Below are 20,414 nucleotides of genomic sequence, written 5' to 3' on the forward strand. Positions count from 1 at the left end.
CTATTCCAGTTCCGCGAGCTTACGCTCGTTATCCAGGTGAAAGGCGCCATCCACCACAATGCTCTGCTCGGTAGTGAGGCCGCTCACGACGGGAAGCATATCCGCGACTTCGGGGCCCAGTTCGACGGGAACCCGCACGAAACGGTTGTTTCCTAGTGACAGGAAAACATAGTCCCGGTTCGCCTCGCGCACCACCGCGGTTACCGGCACCACAAGAGTTTTATGGAGATTATCGGTGATGTGCATATTGGCAAGCATGTCGGGTTTAAGTTTGCGCTGGGGATTTTCCACCATGGTACGCACCATCACCGTTCGGGTCATCGGATCCACCGTGTCAGACACGAATATGATCAGCCCGTCGAAAGTGATCTCGCCGAGCGCCGGCACATGAATTTCGACATGCTGGCCGATCCGAACATCGCGGGCGATTTGCTCCGGCACATCTCCCACCACCCAGACGGAAGAGAGGTCTGCCACCCCAAACAACTGGTCCGCTGGTTGCACGACTTGCCCAACGATCACGTTCCGAGCGATAACAATACCGCTTCGGGTGGAATTGATGGTAACGGAGGGCAGGATATGCCCCTGCTTTGCAAGATCTTTCAACACAGCGCTGTCTACGCCCAGCAAGCGTAACTGGTCCTTCGCCGCCTCCAGCTCGGCACGAGCAACCTCCAGTTCGGATTCGCGCCGTTCCACTTCCGCAACCGCAATCACATCGGCCGCCAGCAAATGGTGAGCGCGCTCCGCCGCTTTTTGCGTCAGCACCGTGCGCGAAAAAGCGCGCAAATAGGCCAGCTGTGCCTGCGTCAATTCAGGGCTGGTGATCCGGGCCAGCGGCGCACCGACCTTGACGTTGTCACCCAGCATAACGTACAAATCAATAATCCGGCCCGTTACATAGGACCCCACACGTACCAGCCTCTCCTCATCCACTTCCACGCGGCTTGGAACCTGTATTTTATCCGCGAGGTCAACCATGGTGGGATAGCCTATTTTTATGCGTGGCGCCACCTCCGGTCTGACCGTGATGGCGTTTACATCCTTTGCTTTCTCGTCACCTTGCTGTACCGCTTTTTTTTCGGCAGAGCCGGACGACTCGCCTTTATCGCACGCCGCCACGAGCAACACGGCAATTACAACGGAACCCATGATCGACAGCATACGTTTCATTCGGCGGCTTGCTCCCTCGGGTAATGTGCGCGCAGCCGGTCGATTTCAGCAGCAGCCGCTTGTAAATCAAAACGTGCCTGCAAAGAGTCCATAAGTATCCCTCGCAGCACGCGCTGGGTATCGAGCACATCAATCAGCCCACGCTCACCAAAGCGATAAGCCGCCTGGGCAACACGCAACGCGTTCTCCGCTTCCTTGATAATTCCGCCCTCGAACATTTCAACCCTGCGCCGCGCAATCTGCAGGGCCTGCCATGCACCTTCAAGCAGCTGGCCTATCTCGTAGCGCCGGTATTCCAGCGTTTGCCGTACGCGTGCCGAATCCGCTACAGCCGCGTCGATCTCACCACGGCGGCGATAAAATAACGGAACAGTAATGTGGAACCCAGCGGTGTTCGACGTGTACTGGGCTTCCTGAAAATTGCTGAGCAGAATTTGCACGGAAGGAAACACGGTAGCGCGTTCCTGATTAATACGCAGGCGCGCACGATTCTCCTCGGCCTCCAGGCGCACTACTTCCGGGTTGATGGTAGGGACTTCCTGCCGCAAATCCTCAAGGGTAGGCAAAATGACCGGATCGAACAAGGATGCGTTGATTACAAAATCGGGTTTCAAGGCGCCCGCGGTGAACTGCATCAACGCGACGCGCGCACGCAATGCGTTCAACTCTGCGGCCTCCTTGCGGCTGGCCGCATTCAACACTTCTGCGTCGGCTCTGATAAGCTCGAAGCGCGCAGTTTCGCCGACGCCCACGCCCACCTTGATGCGCCGCCTCACCTCCTCCATCAGGTTGAAAATGCTGCCTTCCATCCGCGCTACTTCCTGCCGCAGCACCAGTTCATAGGCACGCACCCGCAACTGTGCCGCCAGATCCGCCTGTACCTGCTGGAAGCTGGCCTCGCTGACCTCGATCCCCGCCTCCGCTGCCCCGATACGGGCATTCCGCAGGAAGGGGTTCTCGATGTGCTGCAACAGGGTAACGGCACGATGATTCGTGGCCGGCAGGGCCTGTGGAATTCGCGCGTGCTGAGGTCCGCCGGTCACAATAACTTCCGGGTTGGGGTAGGCGGCAGCCCCGATTACGCCCGCCTCGGCCATGTTTATCTGCGATCGCGCCGCGCGCACCAGTCCGTTGGCCTCCAGCCCCAGCCGTTGTAGATCCTCGATGGAAAGCGCCCCCGGCGGGGGCGCCGAAGCGGCCGCTGAAGGTATGGTTACCGACGGAATCGTATCAAAAGGCATCCTCCCAGGAGGCGCAGGTGCCGGAGCCCCCGGGAGGGAAAGTGGCGCCACTGGGGGTGTCGTGGCTGGGGTTCCCGAAGTAGAGGGGGGAGCTACATCCGGCGCCTCAAGCGGAGGCGGCGTTATTGAAGGTGGCGCAGGAAGCTCCGGAGCAGTGCGCGCTGGCCCGAAAGTTGGCGGCGGCGATGTAATGACAGGTACGTTTGCAGGATTTTGAGCTAGGATGGCAGTGGAAGAAACGGCAAGAAACAGGCTCAGCAGGAAGCGAAAAATGGGCGATATATGCATCTACTACCCTTGTTGTTTCCGAGAAATTAACCCCCCTTCCGCTGCCGATGACGAATTGCTCAAATAGCTGATACACCGGGGAGAGGGTAACGAAGAACTTGCCGCTTTATTTTCAAAATAGGAAATTTCAATACGAGGCAACTTAATGTATAGCTCAGTCTAGAGTAAAATTTGCATCAATAAAAGTAGTATCTCTCTGATAACATCATCGGGATTTACGAAGTATTATCGCATCTTTTATCGGCATCAGGATGCTTAACTATAAACAGTTACACTATTTTTGGGCAGTCGCCAAGGCCGGAAGCATCGTCCGGGCAAGCGAGCGGCTGAACCTTACACCGCAGACCCTGAGCGGACAGATCGGATTGCTGGAAGAGACGCTGGGCGTCGCGCTGTTTTTGCGGGTTGGAAGGCGGCTTGAATTGACCGAAACCGGCAGGCTTGCGCTCACCTACGCCGATGAGGTCTTCCAGATTGGCAACGAACTGGAGGAAGCGTTGCGCAGCCGACCTGAAAGTGTGTCGAGACAATTCCGCGTGGGCGTCGATGATGCCGTGCCCAAATCTATTGCATACCGGCTGTTAAGCCCCGCCACGGCGCTGACGGAACCGGTCCGCCTGGTATGCCGGGAAGACAAGCTTGTGCGTCTGACAGTGGAGCTGGCGATCCAGCGGCTGGACATGATCCTGGCGGACCGGCCGATGCCCGCCGGGACGAATGTAAAAGGCTACAATCACAAACTTGGGGACTGCGGCATCACCTTTTTCGCCGAACCCAGGCTTGCAGCGCAGCTGACACAACCCTGGCCGCGGGTCCTCGATGCAGCGCCCTTGCTGATTCCCGGCAAGGAGGCCGCCGTGCGAGAACCGCTGATGCGCTGGCTGGACATACGTCAGTTACGGCCGCGCATCGTGGGAGAGTTTGACGATAGCGCGCTAATGCAAGCTTTCGGCCAGGCCGGCATCGGCGTTTTTATCGCCCCATCGGTAATAGCCGACGAGGTTCAGCGCGAACACGGCGTGACCGCTATAGGCCAGACCGACGAGGTGACCGAGCAGTTCTACGCCATTTCGCTTGAGCGACGGTTGACGCACCCCGCCGTCGTCGCGATCAACGACACCGCGCATCGGGAACTCTTCAGGGGCGCCGCTCCGCTTGCTTCTTAGCCGCCCTGCTGCCCGCCCGATCCGCCAGAACTGGCCAAAAAGAGCTCATTTATTCGCTTTACGAAACTTGCAGGATCTTCAAGCTGACCGCCTTCGGCCAATAATGCCTGGTCGAAAAGAACATGGCTCCAGTCATCGAAGCGCGCCTCTTCCGATTTGAGGCGCTGAATCATGGGATGATAAGGATTAATTTCCATTATCGGCTTGGCATGGCTCACTTTTTGTCCCGCCGACTTAAGCAGGCGCTCCAGATTCCCGCTCATGTCATGATTATCCGCAACCAGGCAAGCGGGAGATTCCGTCAGGCGTAGGGTCACGCGTACTTCCTTGACGCTCTCGCCAAGCACATGCTTGATTTTCTCCGTCAGTTCCTTGTATTCATCCGCTTCTTTCTCCTGCTCCTTTTTCTCCGCTTCGTCCTCCAGTTGGCCGAGGTCCAGGCTGCCTTTAGCGACGGATTGCAGGTGCTTAGCCTCGAATTCGGTCAAATTCGCCGCAAGCCATTCGTCCACCCGATCGGATAGCAACAGCACCTCGATACCCTTCTTGCGGAAAACTTCCAGGTGCGGACTGTTTCTGGCAGCCTTCAGAGTCTCAGCTGTCACATAATAAATTTTTTCCTGCCCTTCCTTCATTCGGCCGACGTAATCAGCCAGCGACTCGGTTTGCTCGTCTGAGGCGGAATGGGTGGTGACGAAACGCAGCAACTTGGCGATCCTTTCGCGGTTAGCGAAATCCTCCGCCACTCCCTCCTTGACAACCTGCCCAAACTCCTTCCAGAACGTTTTGAATTTGGCCTTTTCCTCCTCCTGCTCGCTTTGCGCCATGTCGTCTAGCAGTCCCAGCACTTTTTTTACCGCGCCGGCGCGTATCGCTTCAATGTCTTTCGACTCCTGCAGTATCTCGCGGGAAACATTCAGCGGCAGATCATTGGAATCGATCACACCGCGCACGAAGCGCAGATAATTCGGCAGCAACTGTTTCGCGTCATCCATTATGAATACTCGCCGCACATAGAGCTTTATGCCGTGGCGCGATTCGCGATCGTATAAATCGAACGGGGCACGGGATGGAATGTAGAGCAGTTGCGTATATTCCTGCTTACCCTCTACCCTCGCGTGCACATAGGCGAGAGGGGGCTCGAAATCATGCGCGACGTGTTTATAGAACTCCTCATATTGCTCGCGCGTCACTTCGCTTTTAGGCCGCGCCCACAGCGCGCTCGCCTGGTTTACCGTCTCGTCCTCCTCGGTAATTACGTTTTCGTTTTTTTCCTGAGACCACTCATCTTTTTTCATCACGATGGGAAGCGTAATGTGGTCTGAATACTTCCGGATGATGGAACGCAGACGCCAGCCGTTCAAAAGATCGTCCTCGCCTTCGCGCAGATGGAGGACGACTTGCGTGCCCCGATCTGTTTTCTCCACTGTCTCAAGCGTATAATCGCCTTCTCCGGCTGATTCCCAGCGAACGCCGTGTTCGTGAGTCAAGCCGGCGCGGCGCGTGATAAGCGTTACCTTGTCCGCGACGATGAATGCGGAGTAAAAACCTACACCGAACTGGCCTATCAAGTGCGCATCCTTGGCCTGATCGCCCGTCAATGAACCGAAGAATTCGCGCGTGCCGGATTTGGCGATGGTGCCAATGTGGTCTATGACCTCTTGCCGGGACATGCCGATTCCGTTGTCTGCGACGGTAATGGTGCGAGCGGCGGCGTCATAGCTCACGCGAATCTTGAGATCAGAGTCGGACTCATAGAGGGCCCCATCGGTTAATCCTTCAAAGCGTAGTTTATCGGCGGCATCCGATGCATTGGAAATCAGTTCGCGCAAAAATATTTCCTTGTTACTATACAAGGAATGAATCATAAGGTTGAGCAACTGCTTGACTTCAGTCTGAAAACTAAGATGTTCCTTGGTAGCTGTGGCTTGCATGGTTCTCTCCTAAAAAAATGCAAGAGAATAATGAGGGCGGGTTGTAAATTTTCAAGTTGCGCAGCCATATAAAAACGACAGCTAATTAAAGACAGGCTGAAATCCGTTCTGCTGCGATGAGTTTTTCATAGTCCCAATATCAGGAGCCGAAGCGATGCCAATCGTGAAAACTTTGACTGGTTTCACAATCTTATCGCTGTTCTGTTTCGGCGTGCCAGCTGCCGCGCAAGACAGCGCCCTGCCGCTGGACAAGATCAAACTGCCCCCGGGCTTTTCAATTGACGTCTGGGCCCAGGTACCCAATGCGCGCGGCCTAACCCTGGGGAAAAATGGAACGGTATTCGCAGGATCCGCGTCCGAAGGCAACGTGTACGCCATCACCGATACGGGAAAGGCGCGCGACGTAAGAGTCGTTGCCAGCGGACTCAGCATGCCTATCGGGGTGGCTTTCAGGGACGGCGCGCTATATGTCTCCGCAATCAACAGAATCCTGCGTTTTGATGACATAGAAACAAAACCCGGCCAGTCCGTAAAGCCGACGGTAGTGACCGATACTTATCCCAGCGAGAAACATCACGGCGGAAAATATATCGGGTTTGGCCCGGACAACCTGTTATACGTGGCGGTGGGCGTGCCCTGCAATATCTGTGAACCGGCGGACAGTTTTGCGTTGATCTCGCGCATCAGGCCGGATGGTACAGGTTATGAAGTGTTCGCAAGGGGCGTGCGCAATTCGGTGGGTTTCGACTGGCATCCGGCGACAAAGGAATTATGGTTCACGGATAATGGCCGGGACTGGATGGGCGACAATCTTCCGCCTGACGAACTCAACCACGCGCCGCGCAAGGATATGCACTTTGGGTACCCTTATTGCCATGCCGATATCCCGGACCCCAAGTATGGGGCCAAGCGGGATTGCGGCAAGCTTACCCCGCCGGTGGCCAAATTCGAACCGCATGTCGCGCCGCTAGGCATGCGCTTCTATACCGGAAGCATGTTCCCGGCGGAGTACCGCAACAGTATTTTCGTCGCCGAACACGGCTCGTGGAATCGCCGCAACAAGATCGGCTATCGCCTCCGGGTGGTAAAGCTGAAGAACAACAAGGTAGTCAAGCAGGAGGTGTTCGCAGAAGGCTGGCTAGAACAGGAAAACGCCTGGGGCAGACCGGTCGATATGCTCGTCATGCCGGACGGCGCATTGCTCGTTTCCGATGATTTTGCCGGGGTAATTTATCGGATCAGCTACAGAAAGCCTTAACAGGGACGGATAGGCCTTTAGTAAACAACGGACCGCAATCGCGGGCATGTGTGGGCGGAGTAATTACGGATACATTCGAGCCCTGTCAGGACGTCGATGTCTCGGACCGAGACATCGCAGATAGCCAGGTTTCCCGGTCACGCCGCTTAACGTTTGAGGGTCAGCCGTTGTTGGCCATCTGAACTGCGCGAAGTTCAAACATTAGGCGCTCGCCTGCCGGGGTAGCGGACCAAAACAAAACTCCCTCGAAGATCGCCTTGCGTACAGACCGATGGGAAGAAGCGGTGTAGCGCAATCCAACCACGGATCACGGCAAACTGCCGGGCTTCAGAACTCCTTATGAGATATTCTTCGGATCGTGGCTGAGCTATACTAGGCAACCAAGAGTTGTTACACTTCGGACCTGCGTCCACGCCATATTATTGATGATTTTGAAAGAGGAAGAATTAATGAGTTCCAAAAATCTTGTATTTATTATTGCTCTTAGTGCCACTTTAATTAGTTGTGGTGGTGGGGACGGCGCTCCTGAAATAAATTCAACCAATTGTTCCGGCGGAGGAATGCAGTCGATTCTTCCAACTTTCAAGACTGAAGCTGAGCGGCAAGCATTTATTGATAAATGCCAATCTATGGCAGAAAAAAAGTAAAGTTGGGGAAAAGCTTTTGAGTTGAGGACAGTGTTATTACCCCGAGAATTGATGAAATTCGAGCTGTGCCAGTCGATGACTGAACCTGAAAACAGGTACGGTCATAACCGCAGATTCCTTTAAAAAACCAGTCGTGATACGTTTTTGAGCACCACTTTGAACCCCCTCAGTTGCCCGCTCGTTTATTGACACCCGAGACTACCTGAAACTGAGAAATAAGATGCCGAGGTAAGGACCGAGTCTTGAAATGTGATATCGGAAGGGGCATCATCTTGCCGTACCCACAACCGATCGGACCAATGGCTGCGGGCATGGAACGGCGGGAACCTACGCTATATGGAGTGCTGTATCGCGTACCCGCAAAGCAATCAATGTCTGCGGAAAAACTCCGAACGCAAGTATTGCGATTCCGTTCGCGCTTATCAATTAATTTGACGTCCCCCTGCGTCGCAATCGACGCGTTGGTTTCCGGCTCATCGAAGTACATCAGTTTAACGATACGCAGGTAGTAAAACACGTCGACAAGCGAGAGAAGCACGGCCAAAACTGCCAGCCACACGTAACCCGCATTTAACACTGCCTCCAGCACCGACAGCTTGGCATAAATACCAACCGTAGGCGGAATGCCAGCCATGGAGAACATCAGCAGGGTAATAAACGCATACCTGGGGTTACGCGGGTTCAACCCCTTGAAGTCGTCAAGCTTGTCAGCTTCCTTCAAAGCCCGCACGGACAGCAGCATGATCGCGCCGAAATTGCCGAGCGTCATCAGCATATAAGCCATGACGTAGAACATTGCGGCGCTATAGCCACTTCCATCCGCCGCGATAATGCCGAGCAGCACGAAACTATGCGATATGGTTGAATACGCCCGCATACGCTTGATGTTGGTCTGAGCGATGGCGGCGAAATTGCCGAGTATCATGGACATCACGGCCAGAATGATGAGCATGTCCTGCCAGTCCCCCGCCAGACCGCCCAGACCTTCCTTCAGCAAACGTATGATGAAGCCGAACGCGGCGAGAAGTGTGATTTATCGCGTCAGCTATCAGAGACCTTGTCAACGGCTAACAGACGCTTCCATAAGCGTCTGCAATTATTAGTTGCCTCCACAGATTTTGACCCCTCGGGCCTGAAAGGGAGGATCTCTCACAACCAAAGAGGGTCAGACCGGCATGACAGTCCATCGCTCCCGCTTCCATGTCAGGGAGTATGCATATGAAAGATAGTTTTTAAGGTCGCTTTTTCGAAGCAGGGAGCTTGCGGTGTTCTCCTCCCGGGGGTTCTTTTCAAAGACCCGGAGCGTTCCCGCACGTGGAAGGTTAACCGGCCTTTCGGAGTTCTGCGCCTACCTACCACAGACTTTTATATAGGCCGGTCGGCCTATTGCCGGGACTTTACTTAAGGCCTATTTTCCTATATCAGAGTGGCTTTAACACGAATTCAACCAAGAGAGGCCTTATATGAAATTGGCATTTCGCTCGTCAACTGTAGTGCTTCTGGCCTGTATGGCATCCGTTTCAGCCCACGCCGCGCCGGTCCCTCCAGAGGCTGACGGCATAGCGCTCAAGCCTGCTCGATCAATTTCTGCTCTCGCCGCCCCGGTGCCTGCCGGGGGAACAGAAGGCCAACAAATCTTCGTTAATTCGACTGGTTCGGTCACAGCCACTTACCAGGGAAGCGGAGCGAGTTTTAGCAATGATTTATATCTCATGCTGGACGCTTCGGGTAAACCGGGAAATGACAGCAACCCGGCAAACGACATTCTACTCTTCAACAGTCGTTCCTCATCCGTCGGTGAAACACGAGATCTCGGCGTATTCGCCGGTGGAACGGCGCTGCCTCTCCGTATGCATGTGATTGATACAGGTCACGATTATTTCACCGGTCCGGCCTCACTCAATCCTGATGGAGAATTTCATGCAAGAGCTCAGAATAACTGGCTGCCAGACACCACCCTGGTGAGCTTCGAGGATTTGCTTAATAGCTTTGATCGGAATTTTAACGATTTGAGCAGTTCGTTTTCCAACACGATAGCAGCAATACCGGAACCGGAAAGCTATGCCCTGTTGCTGGCGGGGCTGGGAGTAATCGGCGCGCTAGCCCGTCGCCGACGCAAACTTGATTGCCCCGCTGGGGATTACTAGCATTCGCTGCGGACGACAAGGACGCACGCCCAAGTGCCCATGGACACCATCGGTTTTTTGTGCCGCCCCGCTATAATAATCGGAGAAGAGTTTCCGTCGCGACGCCTCAGAAAGGTTCCCAGGGAACGAAAGACGACCGGACGGAATGGAGATGCAAAACTCTTATCTTGGCCCGTTTCTCGCCTGAGAAGCTGCTCCTTACACCTTAATCCCGCCGTTGCGTCCTAGATCGATTGCTGTATTGCGTAAGCACAAAGCGCAATCAATGTCTGCGGAAAAACTCCGAACGCAAGTATTGCGATTCCATTTGCGCTTATCAATAATTTAACGTCGCCCTGCGGCCTGATCAACGCATTGGTTTCCGGCTCATCGAAGTACATCAATTTAACGATGCGCAGGTAGTAAAACACACCCACCAGCGAGAGAAGCACGGCCAAAACTGCCAGCCACACGTAACCCGCGTTTAATACCGCCTCCAGCACCGACAGCTTGGCATAAATACCAACCGTGGGCGGAATGCCAGCCATGGAGAACATCAACAGCAGGGTAATAAACGCATACCAGGGGTTACGCCGGTTCAATCCTTTGAAATCGTCTAACTTGTCCGCCTCGAAGCCCGCACGTGACAGGAGCATGATCATGCCGAAAGTGCCGAGCGTCATCAGCACATAAACCACGATGTAGAACATTGCGGCGCTATAGCCATTTCCATCCGCCGCGATGATGCCAAGCAGCACGAATCCCATATGCGATATGGTCGAATACGCCAGCATACGCTTGATGTTGGTCTGAGCAATGGCGGCGAAATTGCCGATTATCATGGACATCACGGCCAGAATGATGAGCATGTCCTGCCAGTCCCCCGCCAGACCGCCCAAACCTTCCGCCAGCAACCGCATGATGAAGCCGAACGCGGCGAATTTGGGCGCCGAGCCGATAAATAGCGCGACGGCGGTCGGGGCGCCCTCATAGACGTCCGGGACCCACATGTGAAACGGCGCCACGCTCAGCTTGAAGCTGATGCCCGCCACGATGAAGACCAGCCCCACCACCAGCACGGCATGGTTGCTTACCCCGCCCTGAATGACTTCGACCACCCGGGCGATATCGAGTGAGCCTGTCGCACCATATATCATCGACATGCCATACAACAGGAAACCGGACGCCAGTGCGCCGAGGACAAAGAATTTTATGGCCGCTTCGGTCGCCGCTACTGACTCCCGTCTCATTGCCACCATTGCATATTGCGACAATGACAGCAACTCCAGCCCCAGGTAAAGCGTCAAAAAATGGCTGGCGGAGATCATCACCATCATGCCCAGTGTCGCAAACAGCGCCAGGCTGAAAAACTCGCCACTGAGCATGCCACGTTCCGTGATGTATTCCCGTGAATAGACCAGGACCGCTGAAACGGTAAGATATACCAGCAGCTTCAGCAGATCGGCCATTGGGTCATCCACGAACATTCCAGAGAATGTGTATACGACGCCGGGTTCCGAAGTGGCAAAAGTGATCAGCAGGCAGCCAAACAAGGACAACTGCGCCAGCGAATAGGCGAGGTAGGATTTCTTCCCGCCCCACGCCAGATCGGCCAGTAGCACCACGCAAACCATTACCAACAGAAAGATTTCTGGATATGCGGGGGCAAAGTCAGGCGGCGAAAAATTCATATCATCCTCAAACAGGCGAGACCCATTTCATATTTCCTAAAGCTTGCTGCGAGCAACGTGTGCCAGCAAGTCGTCTACCGTGGTGTGCATTACTTCCAGCAACGGCAACGGATAGAGACCCATCCCCAGTACGGCTGCTGCAAGGACCGCCAGGATTACGATCTCCCGAGGGTTGATGTCCCTGAGCCCTTCCACCCCGGGATGTGTCACAGCACCGAAAACCACACGCTTGTACATCCAGAGTGTATAAGCAGCACCGAAGATAAGGGTGGTTGCGGCAAGAAACGCGTACCAGAAATTCACCTTGATCGCGGCCATGATGACCATGAATTCCCCCACGAAACCGCTCGTACCGGGCAAGCCCGAATTGGCCATGGCAAATAGCATGAAAAACGCTGCAAACATAGGCATCTTGTTGGCCACGCCGCCGTAATCCGCGATTTGCCGCGAATGCAGCCGATCATACATAACGCCTACGCACAGAAACATCGCCGCCGAAACAAAGCCGTGCGAAATCATCTGCACCATCGCGCCTTCGACGCCATAATCGTTGAACAGGAAAAAGCCCAGGGTAACGAAGCCCATGTGCGAGACCGATGAATAGGCAATGAGCTTTTTCATATCCGCCTGCACCAACGCTACCAGTCCAATATAAACCACCGCAAGCAGGGACAATACAATCATCATGCTGGAAAGTTGGTGGCTGGCGTCGGGAACGATGGGTAGCGAGAAGCGCAGGAAACCGTACCCCCCCATTTTTAACAGTATCGCCGCCAGCACTACCGATCCGCCTGTGGGCGCTTCCACGTGTGCGTCCGGCAGCCATGTGTGGACCGGCCACATCGGGACCTTTACCGCAAACGCCAACAGAAATGCGATAAATATGAGCACTTGCGGCGTAAGTGGCAATGGCAGTTTGTGATAGTCAAGGATTGAAAAACTGCCACCGGAGACATGATAGAGGTAGATGAATGCTACGAGCATCAACAGTGAGCCGAGCAGCGTATACAGGAAAAACTTGATTGCCGCGTATACCCGGTTGGGCCCGCCCCAGACGCCAACAATGAGAAACATCGGAATCAGTGAAGCTTCCCAGAATACGTAGAACAGAACTGCATCGAGGGATGAGAAAACCCCGTTGACGATCCCGGACATGATCAGGAACGCGCCCATGTATTGGGAAACCCGGTTGCTTATCACCTCCCATCCGGCGATGACCACCAGCGGCGTGGTGAAGCAATTAAGCAGGATCAATGGCATCGCGATGCCATCCACGCCCATGTGGTAATGAACATTGAATCGTTCGATCCAGGGGCTGTGCTCAACGAACTGCATCGCGTTCGTTAACGGATCAAACTGGGTATAAAGGGGAATCGCAACCAGAAACCCCGCTATCGAACCGATGAGCGCGATCCATCTTGCCAACTGGGCATTCCGGTCGCCACCGGTAGCGAGTACTGCAATTCCAGCCGCAATCGGCAGCCAGACGATCAGACTTAACAAGGGAAGGCCAAACAGCATTTTTATTCCGTTTTGTTCATTTGTCACGCAGAGATGCGGAGCCGAAACCCTTAACGACGTTTTACTTTTATTGGTTCACGACCCGAACAACCACACACTCATCAATACGAATACACCCACGATCATGGTGAACGCATAATGATAGATATAGCCGGACTGGAAGCGGCGTATCAGCACGGCAGTTCCGGCCACCACCCGCGCTGTTCCATTAACGAAGAATCCATCAATCACTTTTACGTCGCCGAATTTCCATAGCCCCTGCCCAAGCGCGCGCGCGCCCCCGGCGAAGAGCCAGGAATAGAATTCGTCGATAAAATATTTACGATCGAGCAGCACAGAAAATGGTCCTGCCGCGCTTTTTATTTTCGCGGGCAAGTCGGGTTTGACCAGATACAAATACCAGGCGGCGAAAATGCCACCTACTGATAGCCAGAAGGGTAGCGTGGCAAATGCGTGAGTCATCATCGCCAGCACACCGTGAAATTCCGACGACAGCTTCGCCATTGCTTCATGCTGCGGCAAGATTTGTATGGCATCACCAAAATACCCGCCGAACAACATCGGTCCGATCAGCCAGCCCGCACCGATAGAGGGTATCGCAAGCGCCGCCAGCGGAACCGTTACTACCCAAGGTGACTCATGCAGATGCTCTTGAGTATGATGGTCCATCCGGGGCTTGCCGTGAAAAGTCATAAACATCAGGCGGAAGGTGTAAAACGCGGTGATGAATACCGTGGTCACGGTGCAGAAATAAGCGAAGCCGGCGCCAGGGATGTTTGCGAAATGCACTGCCTCAATGATGGTGTCCTTGGAAAAGAAGCCCGAAAACCCGGGGACGCCGGCGCTTGCCAGGGCTGCGATGAACATTGTCCCGTAGGTAATGGGCATATACTTCTTGAGTCCGCCCATCTTGCGCATGTCCTGTTCGTGGTGCATTGCGATAATGACCGACCCCGCTCCCAAAAACAGCACCGCCTTGAAAAAGGCATGAGTCATCAGGTGAAAAATCGCAGCGGAATAGGCCGAAGCGCCGAGCGCCACCGTCATGTAACCCAGCTGTGAGAGCGTGGAATATGCGACCACGCGCTTGATATCGTGCTGCACAATTGCAACCAGCGCCATGAAAAGCGTTGTTATGCCGCCAATGACCAGTATGAACGACAGTGCGGTTTCGGTTAATTCAAAGAGCGGGGACATGCGCGCCACCATGAAAATACCGGCGGTCACCATTGTTGCGGCATGAATCAGCGCGGAAATAGGCGTGGGGCCTTCCATCGAATCAGGCAGCCATACGTGCAGCGGAAATTGCGCCGATTTACCCATTGCCCCGACGAACAATAGAATGCAGACTGCAGACAATACCGCCCACGGCGTGCCGGGAATGATCTCGATCGTCTGGGTCGCCACCTGCGGAGCCTGGGCGAATACTGCCGCGTAATCCAGCGTACCGAAGTACACAAGTACCAGGCCGATGCCCAGAAGGAAACCGAAATCGCCTACGCGATTGACAAGGAACGCCTTCAAATTGGCGTAGATCGCGGAGGGCCTCGTATACCAGAAGCCGATCAGCAGATAGGAAACCAGTCCGACCGCTTCCCAGCCAAAGAAAAGCTGAAGAAAGTTGTTGGACATCACCAGCATCAACATCGAGAACGTGAAAAGCGAGATGTAGCTGAAAAAACGCTGATAACCCGGGTCCCCGTGCATGTAACCAATTGTATAGATGTGCACCATGAGCGATACGAAGCTCACTACCACCATCATGGTTGCCGAGAGCCGGTCGATAAGAAATCCAATCTCGAAGCGTGTGTCGCCGGCCGTCATCCAGGTGTAAACGCTGCCGTTATAGATATTCCCTTTCAATACATCCAGAAATACGGCAACAGCTCCGGCCACGCACACGAGCATAAATGCAATGGTAGCCCGATGACTCCAAGACGGGCCGATCACGCGCCCAAACAGCCCGGCGACAAGCGCTCCCGCCAAGGGCGCCAGCGGCACTAATAGATAAAGTTTTTGCATCTCAGTCATGGAAAAATCAGTTTTTCTTATATTGCCCGGTTAATGCCCGCCCACGCGGCGGCCCTCAACCGGACAACTCACCCCTTGAGCTTATCCAGATCGTCCACGTTGATGGTGCGCAGGTTTCGAAACAGCACTACCAGTATTGCAAGGCCAATAGCCGACTCCGCCGCTGCCACGGTAAGGATGAAGAACACGAAGATTTGCCCCGATGTGTCCTGGAGGTAATACGAAAACGCGACGAAATTCATATTCACCGCGAGCAGCATCAGCTCGATCGCCATCAGCAGGATGATCACGTTCTTCCTGTTCAGGAAAATACCGACAATGCTGATAGCGAACAGAATCGCCCCGAGAACAAGGTAATGGGATAACGAAACCAAACTAGCGCCCCCTTTTCAGGACATAAATATGCACTTGCTTTTTATTCTTTCTTCTCGGACGGCATGGACACCATCCGTATCCGATCCCCGCGTTTTACCGCCACCTGTTTCGCCGCGTCTACTGACTTGATCCCCGTGCGATGCCGCAGGGTCAGTGCGATGGCGGCGACGATCGCCACCAGCAGGATAACTGCTGCCAACTCAAAGGCGTAAACATATTCCGTATAAATCAGACGACCCAGTTCCTTGGTATTGCTATAGTCGGCGCCGCGAGACGGCGGAGGCGGCATTTCCTCAATTCCGAATTGCTTGCCCATCAGCACCATGGCCATCTCGGCCGCCATCACGACCGCCAGCAACGCTCCAAAAGGGAACCATTTCAGGAATCCTTCACGCAACCTGTCGATATTGATATCCAGCATCATCACAACGAACAGAAACAACACCATCACTGCGCCGACATACACCAACACCAGCGTGATGGCGAGAAATTCCGCCTCTAGCAACAGCCAAAGCCCCGAGGAGGTAAAAAAAGCCAGCACCAGTAATAATGCCGCATGCACCGGATTTCGGGCGGTAATCACCCCCAGGGCAGCCAACACCAGTACGGTCGAAAAAAAGTAAAAAATTATATCTTGAAAGCTCATGTGGGCACTTCTATAAATTCCGGGTTCTAAGTAAGTTCATCTGCCCCCCAGTCGACGCGGGATACGCAAACGAGGCGCTCAGCGGTACTCGCAGAGCAATTAAACGCCCGCATGCGTCCGGTATATAAACGATAAAATTTCTCTAGCAGCCTATAACGCAACTGATTTCGACTGTATAAAAGTCCCCACCGGTAGCTCAGCCGCCAAGTCTAGCGGTAGCCCGCATCCGCTGCCCTGTCCTTGGCGATCTGTTCCTCATATCGATCTCCGACGGCCAGGAGCATCTCCTTCGTATAGATGAGGTCGCCGCGCTTTTCACCGTGATATTCGAGAATACGAGTCTCAACAATCGAGTCCACGGGACAGGATTCCTCGCAGAAACCGCAGAATATGCATTTTGTAAGATCGATGTCATACCGCGTGGTGCGGCGCGTGCCATCCTCGCGCTGCTCCGATTCTATTGTAATTGCGAGAGCCGGACAGACCGCTTCGCACAACTTGCACGCGATACAGCGCTCTTCGCCATTTGGGTAACGGCGCAACGCATGCAGTCCGCGGAAACGGGGAGACATCGGTGTCTTTTCCTCTGGAAAGTAAACCGTGATTTTGCGTGCAAACAAATACCTGCCGGTCAGCATCATGCCCTTGAGCAGCTCAAACAGCAGGAAAGTACGGAAAAAATCCTTGATACGGTTCATGGCTTTTCCCTTTCTCAGTGGAACCACAAATTAAGAGGGAATGCGTCGCGCAGCGATGACGGAAGCTGCATCACCAGGCCCACCAGCAATATCCAGATAAGGGTAATGGGAATGAAAACTTTCCAACCCAGCCGCATAATCTGGTCATAGCGGTAGCGGGGGAACGTAGCACGGAACCATAGAAAACAAAATAGCAAAAACGCCACCTTCATGACCAGCCAAATGAAACCGGGAACCAGCGTAAACGGGGCGACGTTGAGCGGAGGCAGCCAGCCGCCGAGAAATATGATGCTGGCAAGCGTTGCCACCAGGATCATGTTGGCATATTCCGCCAGGAAAAATACCGTGAACGCCATGCCTGAATACTCGACATGGAAGCCCGCTACGATTTCAGACTCACCCTCGGCCACATCGAAGGGCGCGCGATTGGTCTCCGCCACGCCGGAGATGAAATACACCAAGAACATGGGAAATAGCGGAACGAGGTACCAATTGAGCAAACTGCCGCCCTGCTGCCCCTTGACGATGTCTCCCAGATTCAAGCTGTGCGACATCATCAGCACACATACCAGCGCAAAGCCCATCGCCAGCTCATACGAAACAACCTGGGCGGCAGAACGCATTGCGCCGAGAAATGCATACTTGGAGTTTGATGCCCAGCCCGCGATAATCACCCCATAAACCCCCATCGAGGTCATCGCCAGAATATAGAGCAGACCAGCATTGACGTCCGCCAATACCACCTCGGGAGAAAAAGGCACCACTGCCCACGCCGCCAGCGCAGGGGCGAACGTCAACACCGGCGCGAGTACGAACAAAAACTTGTTGGCCCCGCTGGGAATGATGATTTCTTTCATCACGGCCTTGACCGCATCCGCGATTGGTTGCGCCCAGCCGCCCAGCCATGGAATACCAAAGAAAGTGACCCGGTTGGGTCCGACACGCAATTGCATGAAACCAATAATCTTGCGTTCGGCAAACGTAAGATAGGCCACCGCGAGCATCAGGGGCAGTATTATGGCAACGATTAACAACACGTTCTTCGTCACGAGGAACAGAGCCGGGCCCCACTCGGGGCCGAAAAAATCGCCAAATAATTGTTGCGCGTATTCCATCAAATCATCCCGGTCTATTCCATCACAATCTTTCGATAGTGATCTCACTGAACATTCCGCCCAGCGCCGCCGTCAGCGGATGTGCCGAAGCTACGCGCACACAGTTGGCAGGAAGCTTGTCGTCTCGCGCCGCAGTAAGGTGCGCCTCACCTTCACCCTGTTTCAGCCTGACGCTTTCCCCTGGACGAATGCCGAGTTTGTCCATCAAATCCCCTGGCATCCATGCCATTGGCTCGGCAGCATCGCGTGTGCGCTGCAGCGATTCAGCGCGGCGCGCGATGGGATCGGCCTGGTAAATCGGCACCTCGCCTATGCGCTGGGTACCTGCCCCCTGCCCCACTGGCAGGACATTTCCTACCGTAAAACTTCTCAAATTATTGTCGAGACGAGCGGTGATATCGTATCCAGGCGGTAGAATCTCCGCACGCACCTGCTCCGGTGTTTCGTAACCAAAGCCCTCAATCTGCAACATATTGCCAAGCACACGCAGCACCTTCCATGCCGGGCGTGTCTCGCCGAGAGGAGCCACGACCCCATTGAAACTTTGGATCCTGCCTTCAGTACTGATGAAAGTGCCGGAAGTTTCCGTAAACGGAGAAATAGGCAGCAACACATCCGTGTAACGGCTTTGAAGGATTGCATCGCTTTTGTATGTGGTCATCATTACCACCAACTCTGCCTCGCCTAGTGCCCGCGCGGTCTGCTGTGGATCATAACTGTCCAGATCCGGTTCCAGGTTCATCAGAATGAAGGCTCGGCACGCCTCGGGGCGGTTCATCCCTACCATTTGAGAGGCATCAAGGCCGACCGATGCACTCTCATGCGCATTGCCCGTCGTTTCCGCGGGGGAATGACGCCCGGGAATTGCGCCGGCAATGTAGGCGCCTACGCTGTTTGCGGCCTCACCCAGGATGCCGAACTGCACCTCGGTAATTTGCGCAACCTGCTGCGCCAGGGCATGTATGTCAGCGTATTGCGGATGATGCTGGGTCAGGTTGCCGAGAAAAATCGCCGCCGGCTTGCTGTTGATAAGACTTTCCGCGATGGCGCGCGCGGTATCGCTCACATTGACGGAGCTCAGCGACTCTGCGGCGCCGCCGGGAATTTGCGCTCCTTTCGACTCGGCGGCGGCTTTCAGCACCTGCGCCAACATCTGCACCGTGGCGGCAGGGTCAACAATGGCGCGATTCGCTACCTTGCAAAGCAGATCATCATCTACGGGATTGATCAGATTCAACTGCGCACCATGCTTCACCGCCTGACGCAAACGCTGCGCAAGGAGGGGGTGATCCTTGCGAAGAATGCTTCCAATGATCAGCGCTGATTTCAAGCCGGAAATATCGGCGATGGGCATCCCCAGCCACGGTATACCCTGCAGGTATGCATCTGCGCGGAAATCCGAATGGCGCAGACGGTGATCGACATTCTCGCTGCCCAGTCCCCGGACGAGTTTCTGCAACAAATAAAGTTCTTCAAGCGTGCTGTGGGGAGAAGCCAATGCGCCGATATGCTGTGCTCCATGCCTCTCCCTGACCGTATTCAACCCGTCCGCAACGAATTCCAGCGCGGTTTGCCAGTCGCATTCCTGCCATTGACCCCCACGCTTTATCATCGGCTTGGTCAAGCGCTCCTCGGAGTTCAATCCCTCGTAGGAAAAACGGTCCTTATCCGATATCCAGCATTCGTTAATTGCTTCATTCTCGCGCGGCAGCACGCGCATTACGCGGTTCTGCTTGACCTGGACCACCAGATTGGAACCCAGACCGCAGTGCGGGCTAATGGATTTCCTGCGCGACAATTCCCATGTACGCGCCGAATAGCGGAATGGCTTGCTGACCAAAGCTCCGACCGGACAGAGGTCGATCATATTGCCCGACAACTCCGAATCCACGGTGCTGCCAACAAACGACAGGATCTCAGCATGCTCGCCCCGACCCGCCATGCCGAGTTCCATGATTCCCGCGATTTCCTGACCAAAGCGCACGCAACGGGTGCAATGAATACATCGAGTCATGTCGGTGGAAATCAACGACCCCAGATTCTTGTTCGCCACAACGCGCTTGGCCTCGGTATAACGCGAGGAACTCGACCCATACCCAACCGCCAGGTCCTGCAGCTGGCATTCACCCCCCTGGTCACAAATGGGACAATCCAATGGATGATTTATGAGCAGGAATTCCATCACGCCTTTTTGTGCCGTGACAGCCTGGCCTGAGTGGGTGAATACCTTCATGCCTTCCATGGCCGGCGTCGCGCACGCAGGCAAGGGCTTGGGGGCCTTCTCCACCTGTACTAGACACATCCGGCAATTGGCCGCGATGGACAGTTTCTTGTGATAGCAGAAATGCGGAATGAATATACCCAGCTCATTGGCGCCATCCATTACGGTGGCATTCTTCGGAACGGAGACCGCTTTACCGTCTATTTCAAAATTGATCATCGGTTGCATGCTTTAGTATTAATGAGCGGGATGCGAACGAGAAAAAAGCCACTTTGCCCTTGAC

16 protein-coding genes are annotated in these 20,414 nt (G+C 54.5%); 4 read left to right on the plus strand and 12 right to left on the minus strand.

The window, feature by feature from the left end; all coding sequences use genetic code 11:
- Both C8R31_RS07560 and C8R31_RS07565 read right to left on the minus strand, forming a co-directional pair.
- Positions 1 to 1,173: an efflux RND transporter periplasmic adaptor subunit gene (locus C8R31_RS07560; RefSeq protein ID WP_107693404.1), complete on the minus strand. Its 1,173-nt coding sequence runs from the start codon at positions 1,171 to 1,173 to the stop codon at positions 1 to 3.
- Positions 1,170 to 2,414, minus strand: coding sequence for a TolC family protein (locus C8R31_RS07565; protein WP_308811263.1), 1,245 nt, complete (start codon positions 2,412 to 2,414; stop codon positions 1,170 to 1,172). The genes C8R31_RS07560 and C8R31_RS07565 overlap by 4 nt, the downstream gene beginning before the upstream one ends.
- Positions 2,415 to 2,953: 539 nt before the next feature.
- Here C8R31_RS07565 and nhaR point away from each other — a divergent pair.
- On the plus strand, positions 2,954 to 3,868 hold the full coding sequence (gene nhaR, locus C8R31_RS07570; RefSeq protein ID WP_107693406.1) for a transcriptional activator NhaR: 915 nt from the start codon (positions 2,954 to 2,956) through the stop codon (positions 3,866 to 3,868).
- Here nhaR and htpG read toward each other — a convergent pair.
- On the minus strand, positions 3,865 to 5,802 hold the full coding sequence (gene htpG, locus C8R31_RS07575) for a molecular chaperone HtpG (protein WP_107693407.1): 1,938 nt from the start codon (positions 5,800 to 5,802) through the stop codon (positions 3,865 to 3,867). The two genes, nhaR and htpG, sit on opposite strands and share 4 nt — an antisense overlap.
- Positions 5,803 to 5,956: 154 nt before the next feature.
- Here htpG and C8R31_RS07580 point away from each other — a divergent pair, with 154 nt between their 5' ends.
- Positions 5,957 to 7,060, plus strand: coding sequence for a sorbosone dehydrogenase family protein (locus C8R31_RS07580; RefSeq protein WP_107693408.1), 1,104 nt, complete (start codon positions 5,957 to 5,959; stop codon positions 7,058 to 7,060).
- Positions 7,061 to 7,485: 425 nt separating this feature from the next.
- Positions 7,486 to 7,707 (plus strand): entry exclusion lipoprotein TrbK, encoded by a 222-nt coding sequence (locus C8R31_RS07585; protein WP_258192614.1) that lies wholly within the window; start codon positions 7,486 to 7,488, stop codon positions 7,705 to 7,707.
- Between the two features lie 166 nt (positions 7,708 to 7,873).
- Here the strand turns inward: C8R31_RS07585 and C8R31_RS07590 are convergent, their stop codons facing one another.
- Entirely contained in the window at positions 7,874 to 8,704 is an 831-nt protein-coding gene (locus C8R31_RS07590; RefSeq protein ID WP_375136119.1) for an NADH-quinone oxidoreductase subunit N, read from the minus strand.
- 466 nt (positions 8,705 to 9,170) lie between these two features.
- Between C8R31_RS07590 and C8R31_RS07595 the strand changes: the two genes are divergently transcribed.
- Positions 9,171 to 9,854, plus strand: a complete 684-nt coding sequence (locus C8R31_RS07595) for a PEP-CTERM sorting domain-containing protein (protein ID WP_219907471.1) — start codon at positions 9,171 to 9,173, stop codon at positions 9,852 to 9,854.
- 224 nt (positions 9,855 to 10,078) lie between these two features.
- On the opposite strand, the gene nuoN is transcribed toward C8R31_RS07595, so the two are convergent.
- From nuoN to nuoG, 8 genes are all read right to left on the minus strand, one after another.
- A complete protein-coding gene (gene nuoN, locus C8R31_RS07600) occupies positions 10,079 to 11,524 on the minus strand; it encodes an NADH-quinone oxidoreductase subunit NuoN (protein WP_107693411.1) in 1,446 nt (481 codons plus the stop codon).
- Between the two features lie 36 nt (positions 11,525 to 11,560).
- Positions 11,561 to 13,045, minus strand: coding sequence for an NADH-quinone oxidoreductase subunit M (locus C8R31_RS07605; protein WP_107693412.1), 1,485 nt, complete (start codon positions 13,043 to 13,045; stop codon positions 11,561 to 11,563).
- Between the two features lie 75 nt (positions 13,046 to 13,120).
- Positions 13,121 to 15,076 carry an NADH-quinone oxidoreductase subunit L gene (nuoL, locus tag C8R31_RS07610; protein WP_107693413.1) on the minus strand — a complete coding sequence of 652 codons (1,956 nt, stop codon included), beginning with the start codon at positions 15,074 to 15,076 and terminating at the stop codon, positions 13,121 to 13,123.
- Between the two features lie 68 nt (positions 15,077 to 15,144).
- Positions 15,145 to 15,450, minus strand: a complete 306-nt coding sequence (nuoK, locus tag C8R31_RS07615) for an NADH-quinone oxidoreductase subunit NuoK (protein WP_107693414.1) — start codon at positions 15,448 to 15,450, stop codon at positions 15,145 to 15,147.
- Between the two features lie 41 nt (positions 15,451 to 15,491).
- Positions 15,492 to 16,097, minus strand: a complete 606-nt coding sequence (locus C8R31_RS07620; RefSeq protein WP_107693415.1) for an NADH-quinone oxidoreductase subunit J — start codon at positions 16,095 to 16,097, stop codon at positions 15,492 to 15,494.
- Positions 16,098 to 16,306: 209 nt separating this feature from the next.
- On the minus strand, positions 16,307 to 16,795 hold the full coding sequence (gene nuoI, locus C8R31_RS07625; protein ID WP_107693416.1) for an NADH-quinone oxidoreductase subunit NuoI: 489 nt from the start codon (positions 16,793 to 16,795) through the stop codon (positions 16,307 to 16,309).
- 14 nt (positions 16,796 to 16,809) lie between these two features.
- Positions 16,810 to 17,910, minus strand: a complete 1,101-nt coding sequence (gene nuoH / locus C8R31_RS07630) for an NADH-quinone oxidoreductase subunit NuoH (RefSeq protein ID WP_107693417.1) — start codon at positions 17,908 to 17,910, stop codon at positions 16,810 to 16,812.
- A gap of 22 nt (positions 17,911 to 17,932) precedes the next feature.
- A complete protein-coding gene (nuoG, locus tag C8R31_RS07635; protein ID WP_107693418.1) occupies positions 17,933 to 20,350 on the minus strand; it encodes an NADH-quinone oxidoreductase subunit NuoG in 2,418 nt (805 codons plus the stop codon).
- Positions 20,351 to 20,414: the final 64 nt, after the last annotated feature.

It is taken from the genome of Nitrosospira sp. Nsp2 (assembly GCF_003050965.1).
Taxonomy (GTDB): domain Bacteria; phylum Pseudomonadota; class Gammaproteobacteria; order Burkholderiales; family Nitrosomonadaceae; genus Nitrosospira.

Coding starts and splice junctions, on each gene's coding strand:
- nuoG (WP_107693418.1), bottom strand. CDS start 20,350: ATGATCAATTTTGAAATAGACGGTAAAGCGGTCTCCGTTCCGAAGAAT.
- nuoN (WP_107693411.1), bottom strand. CDS start 11,524: ATGAATTTTTCGCCGCCTGACTTTGCCCCCGCATATCCAGAAATCTTT.
- C8R31_RS07565 (WP_308811263.1), bottom strand. CDS start 2,414: ATGCCTTTTGATACGATTCCGTCGGTAACCATACCTTCAGCGGCCGCT.
- htpG (WP_107693407.1), bottom strand. CDS start 5,802: ATGCAAGCCACAGCTACCAAGGAACATCTTAGTTTTCAGACTGAAGTC.
- C8R31_RS07620 (WP_107693415.1), bottom strand. CDS start 16,097: ATGAGCTTTCAAGATATAATTTTTTACTTTTTTTCGACCGTACTGGTG.
- C8R31_RS07585 (WP_258192614.1), top strand. CDS start 7,486: ATGATTTTGAAAGAGGAAGAATTAATGAGTTCCAAAAATCTTGTATTT.
- C8R31_RS07605 (WP_107693412.1), bottom strand. CDS start 13,045: ATGCTGTTTGGCCTTCCCTTGTTAAGTCTGATCGTCTGGCTGCCGATT.
- C8R31_RS07595 (WP_219907471.1), top strand. CDS start 9,171: ATGAAATTGGCATTTCGCTCGTCAACTGTAGTGCTTCTGGCCTGTATG.
- nuoL (WP_107693413.1), bottom strand. CDS start 15,076: ATGACTGAGATGCAAAAACTTTATCTATTAGTGCCGCTGGCGCCCTTG.
- nhaR (WP_107693406.1), top strand. CDS start 2,954: ATGCTTAACTATAAACAGTTACACTATTTTTGGGCAGTCGCCAAGGCC.
- C8R31_RS07580 (WP_107693408.1), top strand. CDS start 5,957: ATGCCAATCGTGAAAACTTTGACTGGTTTCACAATCTTATCGCTGTTC.
- nuoH (WP_107693417.1), bottom strand. CDS start 17,910: ATGGAATACGCGCAACAATTATTTGGCGATTTTTTCGGCCCCGAGTGG.
- nuoI (WP_107693416.1), bottom strand. CDS start 16,795: ATGAACCGTATCAAGGATTTTTTCCGTACTTTCCTGCTGTTTGAGCTG.
- C8R31_RS07560 (WP_107693404.1), bottom strand. CDS start 1,173: ATGAAACGTATGCTGTCGATCATGGGTTCCGTTGTAATTGCCGTGTTG.